This window comes from Rhodococcus sp. 27YEA15 (assembly GCF_049739425.1).
Taxonomy (GTDB): domain Bacteria; phylum Actinomycetota; class Actinomycetes; order Mycobacteriales; family Mycobacteriaceae; genus Rhodococcus_F.
In genome coordinates this window covers 532,806-549,715 of the sequence record NZ_JBMHHW010000001.1, presented here as the reverse complement: position 1 = coordinate 549,715, position 16,910 = coordinate 532,806, and the positions used below count along the sequence as shown (strand labels likewise).

Sequence of the window (16,910 nt, the reverse complement as noted above, 5' to 3'; positions counted from 1 at the left end):
AAGAGAAAAATGTCCCAAATAGAACGCATATGCGTCCTCTAACGCCGGATAGTGACGCATTCGCGGATTTCGGCCGGATATGCTATCGGTGCCGTCGATACGAATGTGAGGCCCACCCGGGCAAGGGTGCGGGCACCCCACTGCGGCCGACTAAACTGCGAGAATGCCTTCGACGACGGGTACCCGCACCGTTTCACGCCTGCAACCCTTTGCGTCCACCATCTTCGCCGAGATGACCGCGCTGGCGACGGCCCACGACGCAGTCAACCTCGGCCAGGGGTTCCCCGATACCGACGGGCCTGCGGCGATGTTGGAGGTTGCGCGCCGCGCGATCGCCGAAGGCGTCAACCAGTACCCACCCGGACCTGGGATACCCGCGCTACGTCGCGCCGTGACCGACGACCGGAAAGCCCGGTACGGAATGGAGTTCGATCCGGACACCGAGGTTCTGATCACCGTCGGCGCTACGGAGGCGATCAGCGCAGCTGTCCTGGGTCTGGTGGAACCGGGTGAGGAGGTGGTGCTCATCGAGCCGTACTACGACTCGTACGCGGCGTCGGTGGCATTGGCCGGAGCGGTTCGCCGCACCGTTCCACTCGTCCCGTCGGACGGTGGCTTCGCTGTCGACCTCGATGCTCTGCGCGCGGCGATCACACCCCGAACCACGATGTTGGTGGTCAATTCGCCCCACAACCCCACGGGCACCGTCTTCACCGATACCGAACTCAGGGCCATCGCCGAGATCGCCTGCGAGCACGACCTGACGGTGCTCAGCGACGAGGTCTACGAACACCTGGTGTTCGACGACCTCGTCCACACTCCACTGGCGTCGCTTCCGGGAATGCGTGAACGCACCGTCACCGTTTCGAGCGCGGCGAAGACCTTCAACGTCACCGGCTGGAAGATCGGCTGGGCGATAGGCCCACGTGAGCTCGTCGACGGCGTGCGGGCCGCCAAGCAGTTCATGTCGTTCGTCGCCGGCGCACCGTTCCAGCCCGCCGTCGCGTACGCGTTGACCAACGAGCAGAGCTGGGTAGCCGGTCTGCGGGCCGGACTCCAGGCGAAGCGAGACGTATTGAGCAAGGCATTGGACTCCGCCGGGTTCACCGTCCACTCCGGCGGTGGGACGTATTTCCTGCTTGCCGATATCAGACCGCTCGGCGAACGCGACGCCGGACAATTTTGCCGCGCCCTCCCCGAACGGGTCGGTGTCGCCGCCGTGCCGGTCGACGTGTTCGCCGACAACCGCGAGCAGTGGAAGCATCTCGTACGGTTCGCCTTCTGCAAGCAGGACCACATCCTCGCCGAGGCCGCCCGTCGCCTCAGGCGGCTTCGAGAAGACGAGCACCCGTGACGACGGGGACCATCCCCACCGCGTTCGTGCACCGGTATCTGCAGTTCACTCCCCGCGACGACGCCGACCTGTCCAGTGCACTGGCAATCGCCGGTATCGATCCCGCGATCCTGAGTGATCCCCGAGCGCGCCTCACCCCCACCCAGATGACGACCTTCATCCAGACTGCCTGGCGGTTGACCGACGACGAGTTGTTCGGCCTCGGATACGCTCCCGTCCCGCGCGGCACGTTTCGGCTGATCTGTCTGACGTTGATCCACTGTCGCGATCTGGGCACTGCCCTGGCACGAATGGCCGATGTCATCCGTGCGCTGCCCGGGCTCACACCATTGCAGATCACGAGCGACGAGCTCAGTACCCGAATCAGTTTCGCGGTTCGTACGCGTCCGGGCATTCCCGAGCCGGATGTAGCGGCCCGAATCACCACGGATTTCGTACTGATCCTTCTGCACCGATTCGCAGCGTGGCTCATCGGCAAGCGCATCCGGCCACTGAGAATTGAAATCCCTTACGCTGCACCAGATCCGAGATTGGCTCAGGACTACGATCAGATCTTCGGGGTGCCCGTCACGTTCGGATCCGAATGCGCTGTCCTCGACATCGAGACCTCGGCGATGCGCGCGCCGATCATCCAGACCGAGGACACCCTCGAGGAGTACCTGCGTGAGTCTCCCATCCAGCTGATGTCCGAACGCGACTACGACAGCACCGCATCCGCGCAGGTACGTCGCGTTCTCGAACTCGGAATAACGGGGCGTACGTCGACGGCCGACGAGATCGCGGAGATGCTCTCGATCAGTGTTCCCCATCTGCGTCGGTTGCTGCGTCGGGACGGTACTTCGTTGAACCAATTGCGTGAAGAAGTGCTTCGCGACGTGGCGATCGCCGGTCTGGGCCGGGGTGAATCAGTCGAGGCGCTGTCTGCGCGCCTGGGATTCTCCGAACCAAGCGCATTTCGGCGCGCGTTCAAACGGTGGACCGGTGACACCCCGAGTTCGTACCGCTAGCTGACGCAGAACTCGTTACCCTCCAGGTCTGCCATCGTGATCCACACCGACGGCCCCTGCCTGCCGCGGTGAAGAATCCGGGCACCGGCCTGCTCGAGCGCGGACGCCACGGCTTCCCGCTCGTCACCCACCCGGATGTCGAAATGCAGCCGGTTCTTCACCGACTTGGATTCGGCCACGTACTGAAACAGAACCCGCGGGCGTTCGGGGTGCGCCGGATCGCGGATCGCCGCACCTTCCTTCCACACCAGAACGCCCTCGAATACGGCGGTATCGGATTCCTGGGCGCGCCCGGCAGCGACGAGACCTCTGATGAAGTCCTCGTCACTGGGCTCGGGCTCCCATCCGAGTGCCGCCGCCCACCACTTGGCCTGCTCGTGCGGGTTGGCCGAGTCCACGGTTACCTGAAATTCGTATCCCATGTTCCGACGTTAACGCCACCCACCGACACCGATCAGTCAGTCGACGCTCTTGATGGTCTTCATCGTGATCAGCGACGTCACCCGCGAGATCGCGGGAAGTCCGTTGAGCTTGGTGACCATGAAACGTTCGTAAGTGGCGAGATCCTTGACCGCGACCCGAATGAAGTAGTCAGGGATTCCGAAGAGACGCCGGCATTCGATCACCTCGTCGAATGCCGCGATTCTCGACTCGAAATCCTCGACGGTCGCCTGGTCGTTGACGCCGATCTCGGCCGTCACGATCACCTGGAACCCTCGATCGAGCGCATCTTGGCTCACGATCGCCCGATACCCGGTGATCACTCCCTCCGCTTCCAACTTCTTCACCCGACGCAAGCACGGAGAGGGCGTCAAACCGACGAGATCCGCCAACTCCGTGTTCGTCAAACTCGAGTCCCGGCGGAGGTGAAATATTATTGCGTCATCGAGGGCATCCATCAGTATATTATGGCGCATTCTGCTGTTTCTCAACATTGCAGGCAATAAAATTCCGCTCAAACTATTATAGATTGGCGTGGTGAACCACTCGCCCACCCCGACGGACGTCGCGCCCGTCGAGCACCGCACGCCGAGCGGACCGGCCAAGACCGCATTCCGACTGTCCCTCCCGATCGGCATCAGCATGATCCCGCTCGGCATCGCCCTCGGGATACTCGTCGTACAGCAAGGACTCAATCCGCTGTGGGCGCTCGTGTTCACGTCACTGATCTACGCCGGATCACTCGAGTTCCTGGCGGTGGGCCTGGTCGTCGCAGCGACCCCACTGGCGTACGTCGCGCTCACCGCACTACTGGTCAACTTTCGACACGTGTTCTACGCCTTGAGTTTTCCACTCCACAAAGTGCGCAGACCAGTCGCTCGCCTCTACAGCATGTTCGCCCTCACCGATGAGGCCTACGCCATTTCGGCCACCGCAGACCCACACGCGCTCACCGGCCGTGTGATCGTGTACTCACAGCTGTACCTGCAAGCGTACTGGGTCGGCGGGGCCGTCATCGGAGCCACTGCCGGACAGTGGATTCCGGATGACATCGTCGGTCTCGACTTCGCACTGACCGCACTGTTCACCGTTCTGTCCATCGAGGCGATCCGCGCTCAGAAGGGACTCGTCGTACCACTGACGGCGGTGACGAGCGCCCTCGTCGCGCATGCGATCGCCCCATCACACATGCTGCCGATCGCCATGGGACTGTTCGTCGCATTTCTCGTCGCCCGGTACCACTTCACCTCGAGAAAGCGCCGAACCGATGCCTGAACCGTCCTACTTGATCGCGGCGGTAGCTGTGATGGCAGTGATCACTTTTGCACTGCGCACCATACCTTTTGCGATTCTGGCTCCCCTGCGCTCGTCTGCCCTGGTGGCATACCTGGGCATGTACCTACCGGCCGGCGTCATGGTAATTCTCGTGATGTACTCGCTGCGTGGCGTATCGGTAACCAGTGCCCCGCACGGGCTTCCCGAGCTCATCGCCGTGAGTATCACAGTGGCAGTTCACCTGTGGCGCCGAAACGCCGTCCTGAGCATCGTTCTCGGGACCGCGACCTACGTGGCACTGATGAATACCGTCTTCGCCTGACAACGCCCACGACCAGCATTTCGTGATGAATGCCCGATTCGCGGGTAGGGTCCGACTATGGGCCGAGTAACAGATTTTCTGAAATTCGTGACAACCTACGCGCGCCGGCGGGAGAGTCCGCCGAGCCCTGAGGAACGCGCCCTGGACAGGTGGGAGAACGAGGGTGGACCTCCTCCACCCGCAGGTCCACCATCGGCGCGAAAATCCTAGCGATGCGGGCGACGGTTCACCTGCAGCCGCCGCACGTGCGAGACGTCCGCGCGGAAGCGGCCGCCCGAGCCTCGGAGTGATTCGCAGTTGCCTGCCAGGACGGTGACGGCGAAGCCGTACTCGATACCGCCGTGAGCGCCGTCACAGCGACCGCGCATACGAACATATGTTCGAACAAATGTGTAAGCTGCGAACCATGTCCGCTGCGATGCAACCGTCTCTTTTCGACAACAGCGAGCTCGGCATTTCCCTGGCCGCACTGACGAGAACGGCCGAGCGCCGAGTGCTCGGCGCAGGAGCCTGGGTTGACCACCACCCCACCTGGTTGAGTGGATCGGAAGTATTGTTCGACGCCCTCGCGGACTCGGTGCCCTGGCGCGCCGAGCGTCGACAGATGTACGAGCGCGTCGTCGACGTGCCTCGTCTGGTGTGCTTCTATCGCGAGAACGAATCACTACCACATCCCCTGTTGAAGACGGCTAGGAACTCGCTGAGCAGGCATTACCGCGACGAACTCGGCGAGCCCTTCGTCACGTCCGGACTCTGCTACTACCGTGACGGCGCGGACAGCGTCGCCTGGCACGGCGACGACACCGGACGTAGTCGAACCGAGAACACCATGGTTGCCATCTTGTCCGTGGGATCTGCTCGGCCGCTGTTACTGCGACCGAAAGGCGGCGGGGAATCCGTTCGATTCAATCTCGGACACGGCGACCTTCTGGTCATGGGCGGATCGTGCCAGCGCACCTGGGAACATTGTGTCCCCAAGAGCACCAAATCACTCGGACCTCGAATCAGCATTCAATTCCGTCCTCGTGGCGTCAGATAGTGCTGTCCGCCCCTCGTCGAATCTGCCGTGCCGGCCGGCGCCATCGGCAAACGCTGCGGCGCCACGAGCACCTTCGGCAGCGACGATGGGATTGCCTGCAATCGCCTCGGCACGTAGCGCGTCTGCGAGCGGAAGGTCGAAGGACCGATAGGCGGAGGTTCGGTCGGCGGCCAAACACAACTGGGGAAACAGTGTCAGCTGACGGGCGAGTTCCTGTGCAGCCGACAATGCCTGCCCGACCGGGACCACGCGGTTGACGAGTCCGAAAGACAGCGCCTCCGAGGCGTCGACGGGGCGTCCGGTCAATATCATGTCGAGCGCGCGCCCCTGCCCGATGATACGAGGTAACCGAACCGTTCCGCCGTCGATCAGAGGAACTCCCCACCGCCGGCAGAACACACCGAATATCGAGTCCTCCTCACAAATTCGCAAGTCCGCGAGCAGAGACAACTCCAGGCCACCCGCCACTGCATAGCCGCTGACCGCAGCGATCAACGGCTTGGACAACACCAGCCGAGTAGGTCCCATCGGTCCGGTACCACCGCCTTCCGGATGCAGGTCGTGCAACCGTAAAGGGTCCGAGACCGCCGTCAAATCCGCGCCGGCGCAAAATGTTCCGCCTGCTCCCCACAGAATCGCGACCCGTTGGCTTGCGTCCGCCTCGAACTCGAGAAACGCATCACGCAATTGCGCTGCCATCGGGCCGTCGACGGCATTCTTACGATCGGGACGATTCATCACGACGACGGTGACACCGTCCTCGCGCTCGACGTAGACATCGCCTGCAGAATTTCCGAAGTCGGTCACACGTCCCACTGTGCGCCTTCTCGGTCGTTCCCGCTACCGAAAAGGCGCACCGGAGCATCAGCCCCTACGACTGGCAACAGCCTGCGCCAGACGATCGAGTTGCGCTGCAGTGGTGCCCCAGTCGATGCAGGCATCGGTGATGGACTGCCCGTAGGTCAGCTCGTCGGCCTTGCCGAGAGTCAGATCCTGTCGGCCTGCTTCGATGAAGCTCTCGAGCATGACACCGGCAATACCCTGTTCGCCCTCGGCCAGTCGGCGGGCGATGTCGTCGAGCACGATCACCTGACGCTCGTGGTCCTTGCTGCTGTTGCCGTGGCTCGCGTCGATGACGACCCGCTCGGGCAGGTTCGCCTTACGCAGTCGGGCGAGAGTGTCCGAGACGGTTTCGGCGTCGTAGTTCGGTCCGTCGCTGCCACCGCGAAGGATGACGTGGCAATCCGGGTTACCCGACGTACGAATCAACGCGGCCTGCCCGTCCAGATCGGTGCCGGGGAAGACATGGCTCGCCGCAGCGGCGCGGGTGCCGTCGACAGCCACCTGAACGTCGCCTTCGGTGGAGTTCTTGATTCCCACCGGCATGGACAGTGCGCTGCACAACTGACGGTGCACCTGACTTGCTGCGGTACGGGCACCGATCGCGCCGTAGCTGACCAGGTCCGCGATGTACTGCGGCATGATCGGATCGAGGAATTCGCAGCCCACGGGCAGACCCAGGCTCGACACGTCGAGCAGCAGTTTGCGCCCGATACCGAGTCCGGTGTTGATGTCGTAGGAACCGTCCAGGTGCGGATCGTTGAGCAGACCCTTCCAACCCAGCGTCGTACGCGGCTTCTCGAAGTAGACGCGCATGACGATGTGCAGGTCGTCGCGCAATTCCTCGGCCTTGGCCGCGAGCCGGCGCGCGTAGTCGATCGCAGCTTCGGGATCGTGCACCGAGCACGGGCCGACCACGACGATGAGTCGATCGTCCTGACCGTTGAGGATGTTGATCGTGTCTGCGCGACCGGTCCGTACCGTCGCGGCGGCAACCTCGTCCGGAGCGTGCTGCGCACGAATGGTGGCAGGTGAAACGAGTGGACTGATACTGACGGTCCGCTGATCGTCGAGGCTGTCCACAGTGGCGGTGGTGTCGATGGTGACAGTCATGGGGTTCGGTTTTCCTGTTCTCAGGCCGACCCCAGAGATGAAACGAAACTCCAGCGAGCCGGTCTGTAGTCCGGCTCTTGGGTGGAGGTTGTCAGCGCGTGGTTACGCCGGCAGGCCCACCCGGGGCCGGCCTGCTAAACCAAAAATAAACGCGCTGCATGTCGGCCACCATACCTCGAGTGGTGCCGACCTGTCCCCGGGGGGGCGATGCCACGATGGAACCGGGAACCTTCTGCTCGTCTCGGGCAGCACCCGGACCCCCTCCACCAACACTGCGACTCTCGCAGCGACAGCCGCTTCGAGAACCTGCCTCGCAGACGATACCGGGCTACGTCGAAGCCCGGCTGCTTCCCGACGCGTGCCTCGATGTTCCGCTCTCGCGCCACGGCGTCGACGATGCCGGTGCAATGGCGATCTCGATCTCATCCGGTCGTTGGCCGAGTTCTGGCATCGACTGATCGAGAACACTCAGCCTTCGAGTTGAAAGCTCTTACGCCCCTGCTGCACACCGTTGATCTGCACGTCGATGGAATGTTCGCCTGGATAGTACGTGCGAGTGCTGATGGGCGCGAAGGAGTGTCGTTTCCCGATCGAGGTTGCGCTTGCCGGTTCCAACCTGCGAGTGGTCAACTTGAACACCTTGGGTGCGGTCTTGCCGTTCGCTTTCACGTGGTGCACGACGTAATCGACCACCACCGTCAACGATTCGGCCCCGTTGTTGTGGACGACGAAGTCGAAGCGGAGGTCACCGCCCGAGGGAACCACGTCTCGGTCGACGACGAAATTCGAGATCTCGATCTCTGTCGGCGGTGCAAAACCCAGCAATTCCAGCGCTCCGGGGTCACCGGCCTTCACCAGAGTTCGGAGCGCATGCTTGACAACCTTGACAGTAGTGGCGTCGGGTCTTGTGAGCCAGCGCTTCGCTGTCGACACCGCGAGTGACGCGTCCGCGCGACTGAGGTCGTTGAGGTGGTTGGCCACCGATCGCCGCACGTACTCGGAATCATCGCGGTACAGCGCATCCAGCACCGGCACAGTCGATTCCGGTCGGTCGGTCAATGCGCGTACCCGCCGTGCCCAGGGCAGCCGCGCCCTGGTGCCTTCGCTGGCGAGTCGGCGGACGTGCTCGTCGTCGTGGCCGGTCCAGTCGAGCACGATGCCCAACGCCCGATCCAGATCGGCGTCGAGGAATGTTCGGATGGCGAATTCGCCGGTCAATCGCGGCGTCAAGCTCGCGAGCAGCGCCATGCCCGCGTCGAAGTCCTCGTGATTCCCACTGCCGGTGGCGAGCCCTGCCACTGCTTCGGTGACGGGCCAGATCATCCATCCGGTGAACGAAAGATCTTCCAGTGCAACGCGAACAACTCGCTCCAGATCGGCGAACTCGCCGGGAAGATCGGCCAGGAGCGCATCCCTGACAAGTTTGGTCCGATCACTGAGACTCGTTCCCGCGAATCCGGCGGCAGAGTTCCGAATGACGGAAAGACGTGCACGACCCGTTGCCCGCTCCAGACAGTTCGCAAGATCGGCTACCACCGAGGTGCCGAGTAGTTCGTCGGCGGTGGGCATCAGTTACCCACCTTCGCCGCAGCGACACATGCCCGCGCAGCGACCGAAGTCGGCCCGAAATCAGTCATCCGCGAAGCGTACGTGGCAGGTCCGACACGTCCGGGATCTCGGAGCTGCGTGCGACCACCGCCAATTGAATCTCCATCAGCAGCCGTGCCGACGGGTCCGACAAATCGGTGTCGGTGATCTCCTCGATCCGTCTGATCCGATAGCGCAGCGTGTTCGGGTGGATCTGGAGTCGCTCCGCCGCCCGTCGGACGTCCCCCGAAAACGCCAGATAGGTGCGCACGCTTTCGCTCATGGTCGATCCGTTCCGGGCGTCGTATGCGAACAGCGCGTCGATGCGCGGGTCCCGAAGCTGTTCGTCCTGCCCCAACCGCTCGAGAATCTCGGCCAGCAGCACCGCTGTCCGAGAATCCGCGAGGGTGGTCACCTGGACGTCGCCGGTGGTACCGTCCAGCACCCGGTCGACCTCGGCTCTGGCACCCGCGACCTCGGCCAGCGTCGCCACCGGGGAGGAGACTGCCGCACGCAACCCGGGCTGCGACGATCGTTCCAGCCTGGCTATCACCTCACGCGTCCACGACACCGATGCGTTCGACGACCGGGTCCGGGGAAACAACACGTAGATGCGGCCACCGATCGCGGTCACCAGCGACTCCCGATGGAAGGCGCTCGCGTGCAGACGTACCGATGCCACCAGATCGCCCGGAGCAGTGCGCTCCGATGCCGAAAGTGCCCATCGATCACGCCCTCGCGGCCCCGAGATGCCGACGACCAGCGCCGGCCCTGTTGTAGGAATGGACAAGGCGGCTGCCAGGGACGGCACGTCCACGCCGCCACCGCGCACACCGAGAAGCCGTTGGATCTGAATTGCCTCGTTACTCGGGGCGTCTCTGATTCGGGTGATCAGTCGGGCTGCGACCGCGGCTGCGCCGCGCAGAACATCGGCGGCATCCGTCTCGATCGGCCGCCCGCCTTCCTGAATCCAGATGGTGCCGAGCAGATCCGCGGCAGTACCGCCCGCCTCGGCACCGATTCGGCGAATGGGCACCACCAATCGCCGTCGGATCGCGAGTTCGTCATGGGCAGGTACTTCGATGACGTCGTCACTTCGCCGCAGTCCGTCGAACACACCCCAGTCGTGCAGTGTTCGCAAATACTCGCGTGGGCCTTCGCGTCCGAGGATGGAAAGTCGGCGCAGTTCGTCCGCGGCATCGTCGGACACCGAGTACGCGAGCACGTGGGATCGCTCGTCCTCGATACTGACCATTCCCCGAGTGAGAGCGGCAACGCTCTGAGCGAGCTCGAAAAGGTCCGTATCACTTCCGATCACGTCGTCCGGGTCGTGACGCGCGGACGAATGGTCGAGGACACCTCTGATCATCGTGAAGAGTCGGTCCCAGCGAGTGTCCGGATGCACGGACACCAGCGCGACCCCCGCTCGCTCGGCCGCCACTCGCACCGATTCCGCAGAAGCAACTTTTGTCATCACCGCACACGGCCTGGCGCCTGCGAGGGCCATCCGATCCAGCCATGCCGAGAGCGCCTGCGCACCCAGACCTACCGTCAACCAGATCTCGGTGTCGGTTTCCACTCCGCGCACTCGCTCGAGATCATCGGGTTCGGCGAGGATCACCGCTTCGACGATCGCCGTTCGAGCGGCCGGTTCCCAGACCAGTTCGACGAACGCACCATTGAGCGCTCGGAGCACAGCATCGAGGCTGATTCCGCCAACTGTCATTGCCACCCGCTTCGGTATCTCAGACCTTGAATATCCCGAGAGTAGACCATTTTCCTGCAAGAACAGTTCAGCCGATCGGACAAATGCCGGTTTCGAAGTTTGGCCACTCGGCAGATTCCCCGCCCGCCGCTCTCGGCTTGACTTGACGTATCACCCCCACAGTTCATCCCGCCTCATTTGCCATCGCCGAAGGATCGTCATGGACGCCGTCACCACAGTCCCCCACCCGACCAACGAACCAGTGCACAGCTACGCGCCCGGAAGCCCCGAGCGCGCTCGTCTACAGGACAAGCTGTCCGAACTATCCGGTACCCCGACCGATATCCGTCAGGTCATCGGAGGCAAACACCGCACCGCCACCGGTGCCCGGGAAAACGTCGTGCAGCCGCACCGTCACAGCTCGGTGATCGGTTCGTTCACCCACGCCACCCACGACGACGTCCGCGACGCCATCAACGCTGCCACCGCTGCCGCTCCGGCCTGGCGAGAGCTGCCCTTCGACGAACGTGCCGCGGTGTTCCTGCGCGCAGCCGATCTCCTGTCCGGCCCCTGGCGTGAAACCATCGCAGCCGCAACGATGCTCGGACAGTCGAAGACCGCGTACCAGGCCGAGATCGACGCCCCGTGCGAATTGATCGACTTCTGGCGGTTCAACGTCGCCTTCGCCCGCCAGATCCTCGCCGACCAACCGATCTCGGCACCCGGCGTCTGGAATCGTGTCGACTATCGCCCCCTGGAAGGCTTCGTCTACGCGATCACCCCGTTCAACTTCACCGCGATCGCCGCAAATCTGCCCACCGCACCGGCTTTGATGGGCAACACCGTCATCTGGAAGCCGTCACCGACGCAGGCCGTTGCCGCCTACCTGACGATGCAACTCCTCGAAGCTGCCGGTTTGCCGCCGGGAGTGATCAATCTCGTCCTCGGCGACGGACCGACCGTTTCCGAAGTGGCGCTGGCTGATCCGCGACTGGCCGGCATTCACTTCACCGGCTCCACCGCCACCTTCCAACATCTGTGGCGCGAGGTCGGGGCCAACATCGGCAACTATCACAGCTACCCGAGGCTCGTCGGGGAAACCGGCGGCAAGGACTTCGTCCTGGCGCACAGTTCTGCCGATCCGGCGGTGCTCACCACCGCCCTGATTCGCGGCGCCTTCGACTACCAGGGTCAGAAATGTTCGGCGGCATCGCGTGCGTTCGTCCCGAAGTCCGTGTGGGCGAAGATGGGTGACGAGTTCGTCGACACCGTCTCCGCCCTGAAGTACGGCGATGTCACGGATCTGTCCAACTTCGGCGGCGCCGTCATCGACCAGCGAGCCTTCGACCGCAACGCCGCGGCCATCGACCGCGCCAAGGCCACCGATTCCCTCACCGTCGCAGCGGGCGGCACCTACGACGACAGTGAAGGCTACTTCGTCTCGCCCACCGTCCTGCTCGGTGAAGACCCCACGGACAAGGCGTTCGCCGACGAGTACTTCGGCCCCGTCCTTTCCGTGCACGTCTACGACGATTCCGCCCCGAATGCCTACGACGACATTCTCACCCGAGTCGACACGGGATCGGTCTACGCACTGACCGGCGCCGTCATCGCCACCGACCGCGCCGCCGTCGAGCAGGCTCACCACGCACTACGGTTCTCGGCCGGAAACTTCTACGTCAACGACAAACCCACCGGTGCCGTCGTCGGACAGCAGCCGTTCGGCGGCGCACGAGCATCGGGCACCAACGACAAGGCCGGATCGCCGCAAAATCTCCTGCGATGGGCCTCGGCCCGCACGGTCAAGGAGACTTTCGTACCCCCGACCGATCATCGTTACCCGCATCAGGATCTCGAGAACGCAGGTCTGTCATGAGCGCCTTGGCCTCGATCAATCCGCTGCGTCCGGTCCTTCTCGCCGCGGCACGGTCACCACGCCTGGAGAAGACGGTCGCCGGTATGGGCATGACCCGCAAGCTGGTGGACAGATTTGTCGCCGGTGAAAGCGAAAGTGCCGCAGTGGCAGCAGTTCACGACATTCTCGCCTCCGGCAGGTTCGCCACCGTCGACTATCTCGGCGAGGACACGACCGATCCGGCCCAGGCCGATGCGACGGTCGACGCCTACCTGTCGCTACTGCGTTCGTACGCCACGCTTACCGCCTCGCTCGATGCACCGAGGCCGCTCGAGGTGTCTCTGAAACTCTCGGCACTCGGCCAGGCCCTGCCCGTCGACGGTGAGAAGATCGCGCTCGACAACGCTCACCGGATTGCGACGGCGGCAGCGAAAGTGGGCGCATGGGTGACCGTCGACGCGGAAGATCACACCACCACCGATTCGACGCTGTCGACAGTGCGCGCACTGCGGGAGGACTTCCCGACTCTCGGCACCGTGTTGCAGGCGTACCTGCACCGTACCGAGCAGGACTGCCGCGAGCTCTCGGGCGTGGGATCACGGATTCGACTGTGCAAGGGTGCATACAAGGAACCCGCGTCGGTGGCGTTCCAGAAACCGGCCGACGTCGACGCGTCGTATGCTCGATGCCTGAAGGTGCTCATGGACGGTGACGGCTACCCCATGGTGGCGTCCCACGATCCGGTGATGATCGACGCCGCACTGAGATTCGCCCGGGCAACGGGGCGCAGCGTGGATGACTACGAGTTCCAGATGCTGTTCGGCATTCGCGCTGGGGAGCAGCAACGTCTGGTGGCCGACGGCGAGCATCTACGGGTGTACGTACCGTACGGAACTGCGTGGTACGGCTACTTCATGCGCCGACTCGCCGAGCGGCCGGCCAACCTGATGTTCTTCATGCGCTCGCTCGCATCGAACAACTGACCGACTACTGCGACGCCGGGAGTGCGATGTCATCGCACCGATTTGCGGGCTCGATAGGCCGCGACGTGTGCACGGTTTCCACAGTTGCCGGTGTCGCAGTACCGTTTGGAGCGGTTTCGGGACAGGTCGACCAGAACAGCGTCACACTTGTCGGATTCGCACCACCGCAGTCGGGTGAACTCGCCGGATCGGATGAGGTCGAGAACTCCCATCGCGGCTTCTGCCGCCATCCGATCGGCGAGGGGCGCGTCATCCGCGGTGACGTGCAGGTGCCATCCGAGATCGTCGTGGCGGGCAAGCCTCGGCTGGGCGCCGGACTCTTCGAGCAATGCGTTGACCATGACCACCGCCTGGTCGACGTCGGTCACCCCCCACAGCTCGAGCAGTCGAGGCCGCAGCGCCTGCACTGCGTGAAGTTCGTCGGCGGTGCCGTCACGTCGACCGGTCCAGTTGTCGGCATCGAGCAACGCCGTCAGAGCCGCCTGGTCCGGTAGTAGCTCCCGGCCGCCCCTGGCAGTGTTGACCAGAACGGCGGCCGACACCAGGGCCGATTCCGTGTCACTGGCAAAACTCACATTGACTCCTGACCATCGTCCACCTAATGTCAGCATCTTAATCGAGCTACGGTCCTGACAGGTGATGGTGTGAATTCGCGCAACGGGTTGGTCTTCGCGCTGCTGTCCGCAGCCACCTTCGCCATGTCCGGTCCGTTTGCCAAGTCTCTCATCGAGTCCGGCTGGTCTCCCGGCGGCGCGGTCTTCGCGCGGGTGGCGGGCGGCGCGCTGGTGATGACGGCACTCGCCCTGATCATCGTGCGTTCTCGGATCCGGCAGGTTCGCACTCATTCGCGAACCGTGTTGCTCTACGGCATCTTCGCCATCTCCGGTGTGCAACTCTGCTACTTCAACGCCGTTCAACACCTGTCGGTCGGAGTCGCACTACTGCTCGAATACCTGGCGCCGGTCATCGTCATCGGCTGGCTGTGGATCACCAAGGGTTCGAGACCGAGCCCCCGAACCGTTCTCGGCGCGGTCGTCGCACTACTCGGCGCCACCGTGGTGATCGACGTGTACGGCAGCGCCGAGATCAGTGCCGTCGGAATCGCATGGGGCGTGGCCGCCGCAGCCTGCCTGGCCGTCTACTTCGTCGTCTCCGAACGTGCCGACGCCGACCTGCATCCCGTGGTTCTCGCCGCGTCGGGGCTCACGGTCAGCACCGTGGTGATCGGCGCACTCGGTCTGATCGGGATTCTGCCTCTCGCCTTTTCGTCGTCGCCGGTCGTAGTGGCCGACCACACGGTGGGAATCTGGCTCCCCCTGCTGGTGCTGGTGCTGGTCAGTACCGTCGTGGCCTATCTCACCGGGATCGCCGCCATCACCCTGCTCGGCCCCACCGTCGGCTCACTCGTCTCACTCACCGAAGTCCTGTGCGCGGTGGTGGCGGCGTGGCTTCTGGTCGGCGAATCGATCACTTTCGGACAGGCAATGGGCGGTATTGCCGTCGTCGCCGGGTTGATCATCGCCAAACTCGGGCAACGACCTCCCACGCGGCCCGCTTCCGAACCGATGACAAATGTCATGGCAAAAGAGTGACGGAGCGACGAGGGTCAGGGCCCGCCCGGCAGGCAGATTGTTCCTATGACCTCAGTTGTTACCAACCCTTCAGCACAAGCACCACGTCCGTCCGTCGGTGCGGCGACACCTGACGCCGTTCGACTCACCGGTCTTCGTAAGAGTTTCGGAACCGTCAACGCCGTCAACGGTATCGACCTGAGCATCCGGCCCGGCGAGATCGTCGCATTTCTCGGCCCGAACGGGGCCGGTAAAACCACCACCGTCGACATGATCCTCGGCTTGTCCGCCCCCACGGCCGGTGACGTACAGGTCTTCGGAATGGCACCGCGAGCGGCCATTGCCCGAGGCCTCGTATCTGCGGTGATGCAGACCGGTGGGCTGCTGAAAGAGCTCACCGTTGCCGAAACCGTGCAATTGACCGCAAGTCTGTATGCCAACCCGCGGCCCGTCGACGAGGTGCTCGAGCGCGCCGGAATTCTCGACATCGGCAAGAGGCTCGTCAGCAAGTGCTCGGGCGGACAACAGCAGCGGGTGAGATTTGCGATGGCATTGCTGTCGGATCCGAAGCTTCTCATTCTCGACGAACCGACCACCGGAATGGACGTCGAAGGCCGCCGGGACTTCTGGTCGGCGATCCGCGCCGATACCGCGCACGGACGTACCGTCGTGTTCGCCACTCACTATCTGGAAGAAGCCGACCTGTACGCGGACCGTATCGTCCTGGTTCGCCAAGGCACCATCGTCGCGGACGGAACCACCGCCGAGATCAAGTCGATGACATCGGGCCGTACCTTGCGAGCCACCGTCCCCGGGCTGACGGAACAAGCCCTGCACGCCATTCCGAGCGCGGACACCATCGAGCTACGCGGCGAGTCCTTGAGCGTGCATTCGAGCGACACCGACGCCGTCGCACGTTTCCTACTGACTCACACGAACGCTCACGACATCGAAATCGTCTCGCGCGGACTCGAAGACGCGTTCATCGCACTGACATCGAACAACTCCGAAGGACAGAAGTGATGACCACCACCATCGATACCTCCACGGCCGCAACCGAGCGATCTGTCGTCCCACTGGGCGGTTTCAACAGAACTCTACTTCGCCTGGAACTGCGCCGGTTGACGCGCAACCGACGGACGATGATCTTCACGCTGTTGATGCCGGTCGTCTTCTACCTGATCTTCGGACTGAGTCAGAGCGACAAGGACCTCGGAGTCGGACACGGCAACGTCGCCGCGTTCATCATGATCAGCATGGCCCTCTACGGCGCGATGCTCGCCACGACCAGTGGGGGCGCGATGGTCTCCATCGAGCGCGCATCCGGCTGGAGCAGACAACTTCGTCTGACGCCGCTGACGCCCGGCGCCTACATCGCCGTCAAACTGATCATGGCCATGCTTCTCGGCCTCGTCTCGATCCTGGTCGTCTACGTGGTCGGCTCCTTCACCGTGGCTCAGATGGACGGGTCACTGTGGTTCACCACCGCATTGATCGCGTGGCTGGGTTCGGCGATCTTCGCCGCCTTCGGTTTGTTCATGGGTTACCTGCTGCCCAGTGAGAACGTCATGCAGTTGATCGGCCCCGGCCTGGCACTGCTCGCCTTCGGTGGCGGACTGTTCATGCCGTTGCAGGACGGCTCGGTCTGGGCCAACATCGCCCAGTTCACCCCGATGTTCGGTATCAGCTCACTCGTACACGCACCGTTGACCGGCGATCCGGTGCACTGGACCTGGATACTCAATATCGTGGTGTGGTTCGCGGTCTTCGCGGGCGGCGCAATCTGGCGGTTCCAGCGAGACACGGAGCGTGTATAGC

The 16,910-nt window shown here is 63.5% G+C and carries 18 protein-coding genes; 10 read left to right on the top strand and 8 right to left on the bottom strand.

The annotated features are described in order from the left end of the window. Positions 1-163: 163 nt before the first annotated feature. A complete protein-coding gene (locus ABH922_RS02550; RefSeq protein ID WP_424805436.1) occupies positions 164-1,354 on the top strand; it encodes a pyridoxal phosphate-dependent aminotransferase in 1,191 nt (396 codons plus the stop codon). Then, positions 1,351-2,361 carry an AraC family transcriptional regulator gene (locus ABH922_RS02545; RefSeq protein WP_424805435.1) on the top strand — a complete coding sequence of 337 codons (1,011 nt, stop codon included), beginning with the start codon at positions 1,351-1,353 and terminating at the stop codon, positions 2,359-2,361. Before ABH922_RS02550 ends, ABH922_RS02545 begins: the two co-directional genes overlap by 4 nt. Here the strand turns inward: ABH922_RS02545 and ABH922_RS02540 are convergent. Together ABH922_RS02540 and ABH922_RS02535 are read right to left on the bottom strand one after the other, a co-directional pair. Next, positions 2,358-2,783 (bottom strand): VOC family protein, encoded by a 426-nt coding sequence (locus ABH922_RS02540; RefSeq protein WP_424805434.1) that lies wholly within the window; start codon positions 2,781-2,783, stop codon positions 2,358-2,360. The genes ABH922_RS02545 and ABH922_RS02540 overlap by 4 nt on opposite strands. A 36-nt stretch (positions 2,784-2,819) precedes the next feature. After that, complete coding sequence (locus ABH922_RS02535) at positions 2,820-3,260, bottom strand: Lrp/AsnC family transcriptional regulator (RefSeq protein WP_424805433.1); 441 nt, start codon at positions 3,258-3,260, stop codon at positions 2,820-2,822. A gap of 160 nt (positions 3,261-3,420) precedes the next feature. Between ABH922_RS02535 and ABH922_RS02530 the strand changes: the two genes are divergently transcribed. Further along, on the top strand, positions 3,421-4,077 hold the full coding sequence (locus tag ABH922_RS02530) for an AzlC family ABC transporter permease (RefSeq protein ID WP_424809530.1): 657 nt from the start codon (positions 3,421-3,423) through the stop codon (positions 4,075-4,077). Beyond that, positions 4,070-4,399, top strand: a complete 330-nt coding sequence (locus ABH922_RS02525; RefSeq protein WP_424805432.1) for a branched-chain amino acid transporter permease — start codon at positions 4,070-4,072, stop codon at positions 4,397-4,399. Before ABH922_RS02530 ends, ABH922_RS02525 begins: the two co-directional genes overlap by 8 nt. Positions 4,400-4,605: 206 nt before the next feature. Here the strand turns inward: ABH922_RS02525 and ABH922_RS02520 are convergent, their stop codons facing one another. Continuing rightward, complete coding sequence (locus tag ABH922_RS02520; protein ID WP_424805431.1) at positions 4,606-4,767, bottom strand: hypothetical protein; 162 nt, start codon at positions 4,765-4,767, stop codon at positions 4,606-4,608. Between the two features lie 38 nt (positions 4,768-4,805). Between ABH922_RS02520 and ABH922_RS02515 the strand changes: the two genes are divergently transcribed. Next, a complete protein-coding gene (locus ABH922_RS02515; protein ID WP_424805430.1) occupies positions 4,806-5,438 on the top strand; it encodes an alpha-ketoglutarate-dependent dioxygenase AlkB in 633 nt (210 codons plus the stop codon). On the opposite strand, the gene ABH922_RS02510 is transcribed toward ABH922_RS02515, so the two are convergent. The 4 genes from ABH922_RS02510 to ABH922_RS02495 form a co-directional block, all read right to left on the bottom strand. Further along, entirely contained in the window at positions 5,388-6,245 is an 858-nt protein-coding gene (locus ABH922_RS02510) for a crotonase/enoyl-CoA hydratase family protein (RefSeq protein ID WP_424805429.1), read from the bottom strand. The two genes, ABH922_RS02515 and ABH922_RS02510, sit on opposite strands and share 51 nt — an antisense overlap. 57 nt (positions 6,246-6,302) lie before the next feature. Next, on the bottom strand, positions 6,303-7,391 hold the full coding sequence (locus ABH922_RS02505) for a 3-deoxy-7-phosphoheptulonate synthase (protein WP_424805428.1): 1,089 nt from the start codon (positions 7,389-7,391) through the stop codon (positions 6,303-6,305). 468 nt (positions 7,392-7,859) lie between these two features. Beyond that, entirely contained in the window at positions 7,860-8,960 is a 1,101-nt protein-coding gene (locus ABH922_RS02500) for a DNA alkylation repair protein (protein ID WP_424805427.1), read from the bottom strand. 64 nt (positions 8,961-9,024) lie between these two features. After that, positions 9,025-10,704 carry a PucR family transcriptional regulator gene (locus tag ABH922_RS02495; RefSeq protein WP_424809529.1) on the bottom strand — a complete coding sequence of 560 codons (1,680 nt, stop codon included), beginning with the start codon at positions 10,702-10,704 and terminating at the stop codon, positions 9,025-9,027. 199 nt (positions 10,705-10,903) lie between these two features. On the opposite strand from ABH922_RS02495, the gene pruA reads away from it, so the two are divergent. Together pruA and ABH922_RS02485 are read left to right on the top strand one after the other, a co-directional pair. Beyond that, positions 10,904-12,559 (top strand): L-glutamate gamma-semialdehyde dehydrogenase, encoded by a 1,656-nt coding sequence (gene pruA, locus ABH922_RS02490; protein ID WP_424805426.1) that lies wholly within the window; start codon positions 10,904-10,906, stop codon positions 12,557-12,559. Beyond that, a complete protein-coding gene (locus tag ABH922_RS02485; protein WP_424805425.1) occupies positions 12,556-13,521 on the top strand; it encodes a proline dehydrogenase family protein in 966 nt (321 codons plus the stop codon). The genes pruA and ABH922_RS02485 overlap by 4 nt, the downstream gene beginning before the upstream one ends. A 29-nt stretch (positions 13,522-13,550) precedes the next feature. On the opposite strand, the gene ABH922_RS02480 is transcribed toward ABH922_RS02485, so the two are convergent. Next, a complete protein-coding gene (locus ABH922_RS02480; protein WP_424805424.1) occupies positions 13,551-14,096 on the bottom strand; it encodes a CGNR zinc finger domain-containing protein in 546 nt (181 codons plus the stop codon). Positions 14,097-14,165: 69 nt separating this feature from the next. Here ABH922_RS02480 and ABH922_RS02475 point away from each other — a divergent pair, with 69 nt between their 5' ends. From ABH922_RS02475 to ABH922_RS02465, 3 genes are read left to right on the top strand one after another with little or no spacing between them, the layout of a single operon-like run. Continuing rightward, entirely contained in the window at positions 14,166-15,113 is a 948-nt protein-coding gene (locus ABH922_RS02475; protein WP_424805423.1) for an EamA family transporter, read from the top strand. A 45-nt stretch (positions 15,114-15,158) separates the two neighbouring features. Further along, positions 15,159-16,115, top strand: a complete 957-nt coding sequence (locus tag ABH922_RS02470; RefSeq protein WP_424805422.1) for an ABC transporter ATP-binding protein — start codon at positions 15,159-15,161, stop codon at positions 16,113-16,115. Continuing rightward, a complete protein-coding gene (locus tag ABH922_RS02465; RefSeq protein ID WP_424805421.1) occupies positions 16,115-16,909 on the top strand; it encodes an ABC transporter permease in 795 nt (264 codons plus the stop codon). The genes ABH922_RS02470 and ABH922_RS02465 overlap by 1 nt, the downstream gene beginning before the upstream one ends. Position 16,910 lies beyond the last annotated feature (1 nt).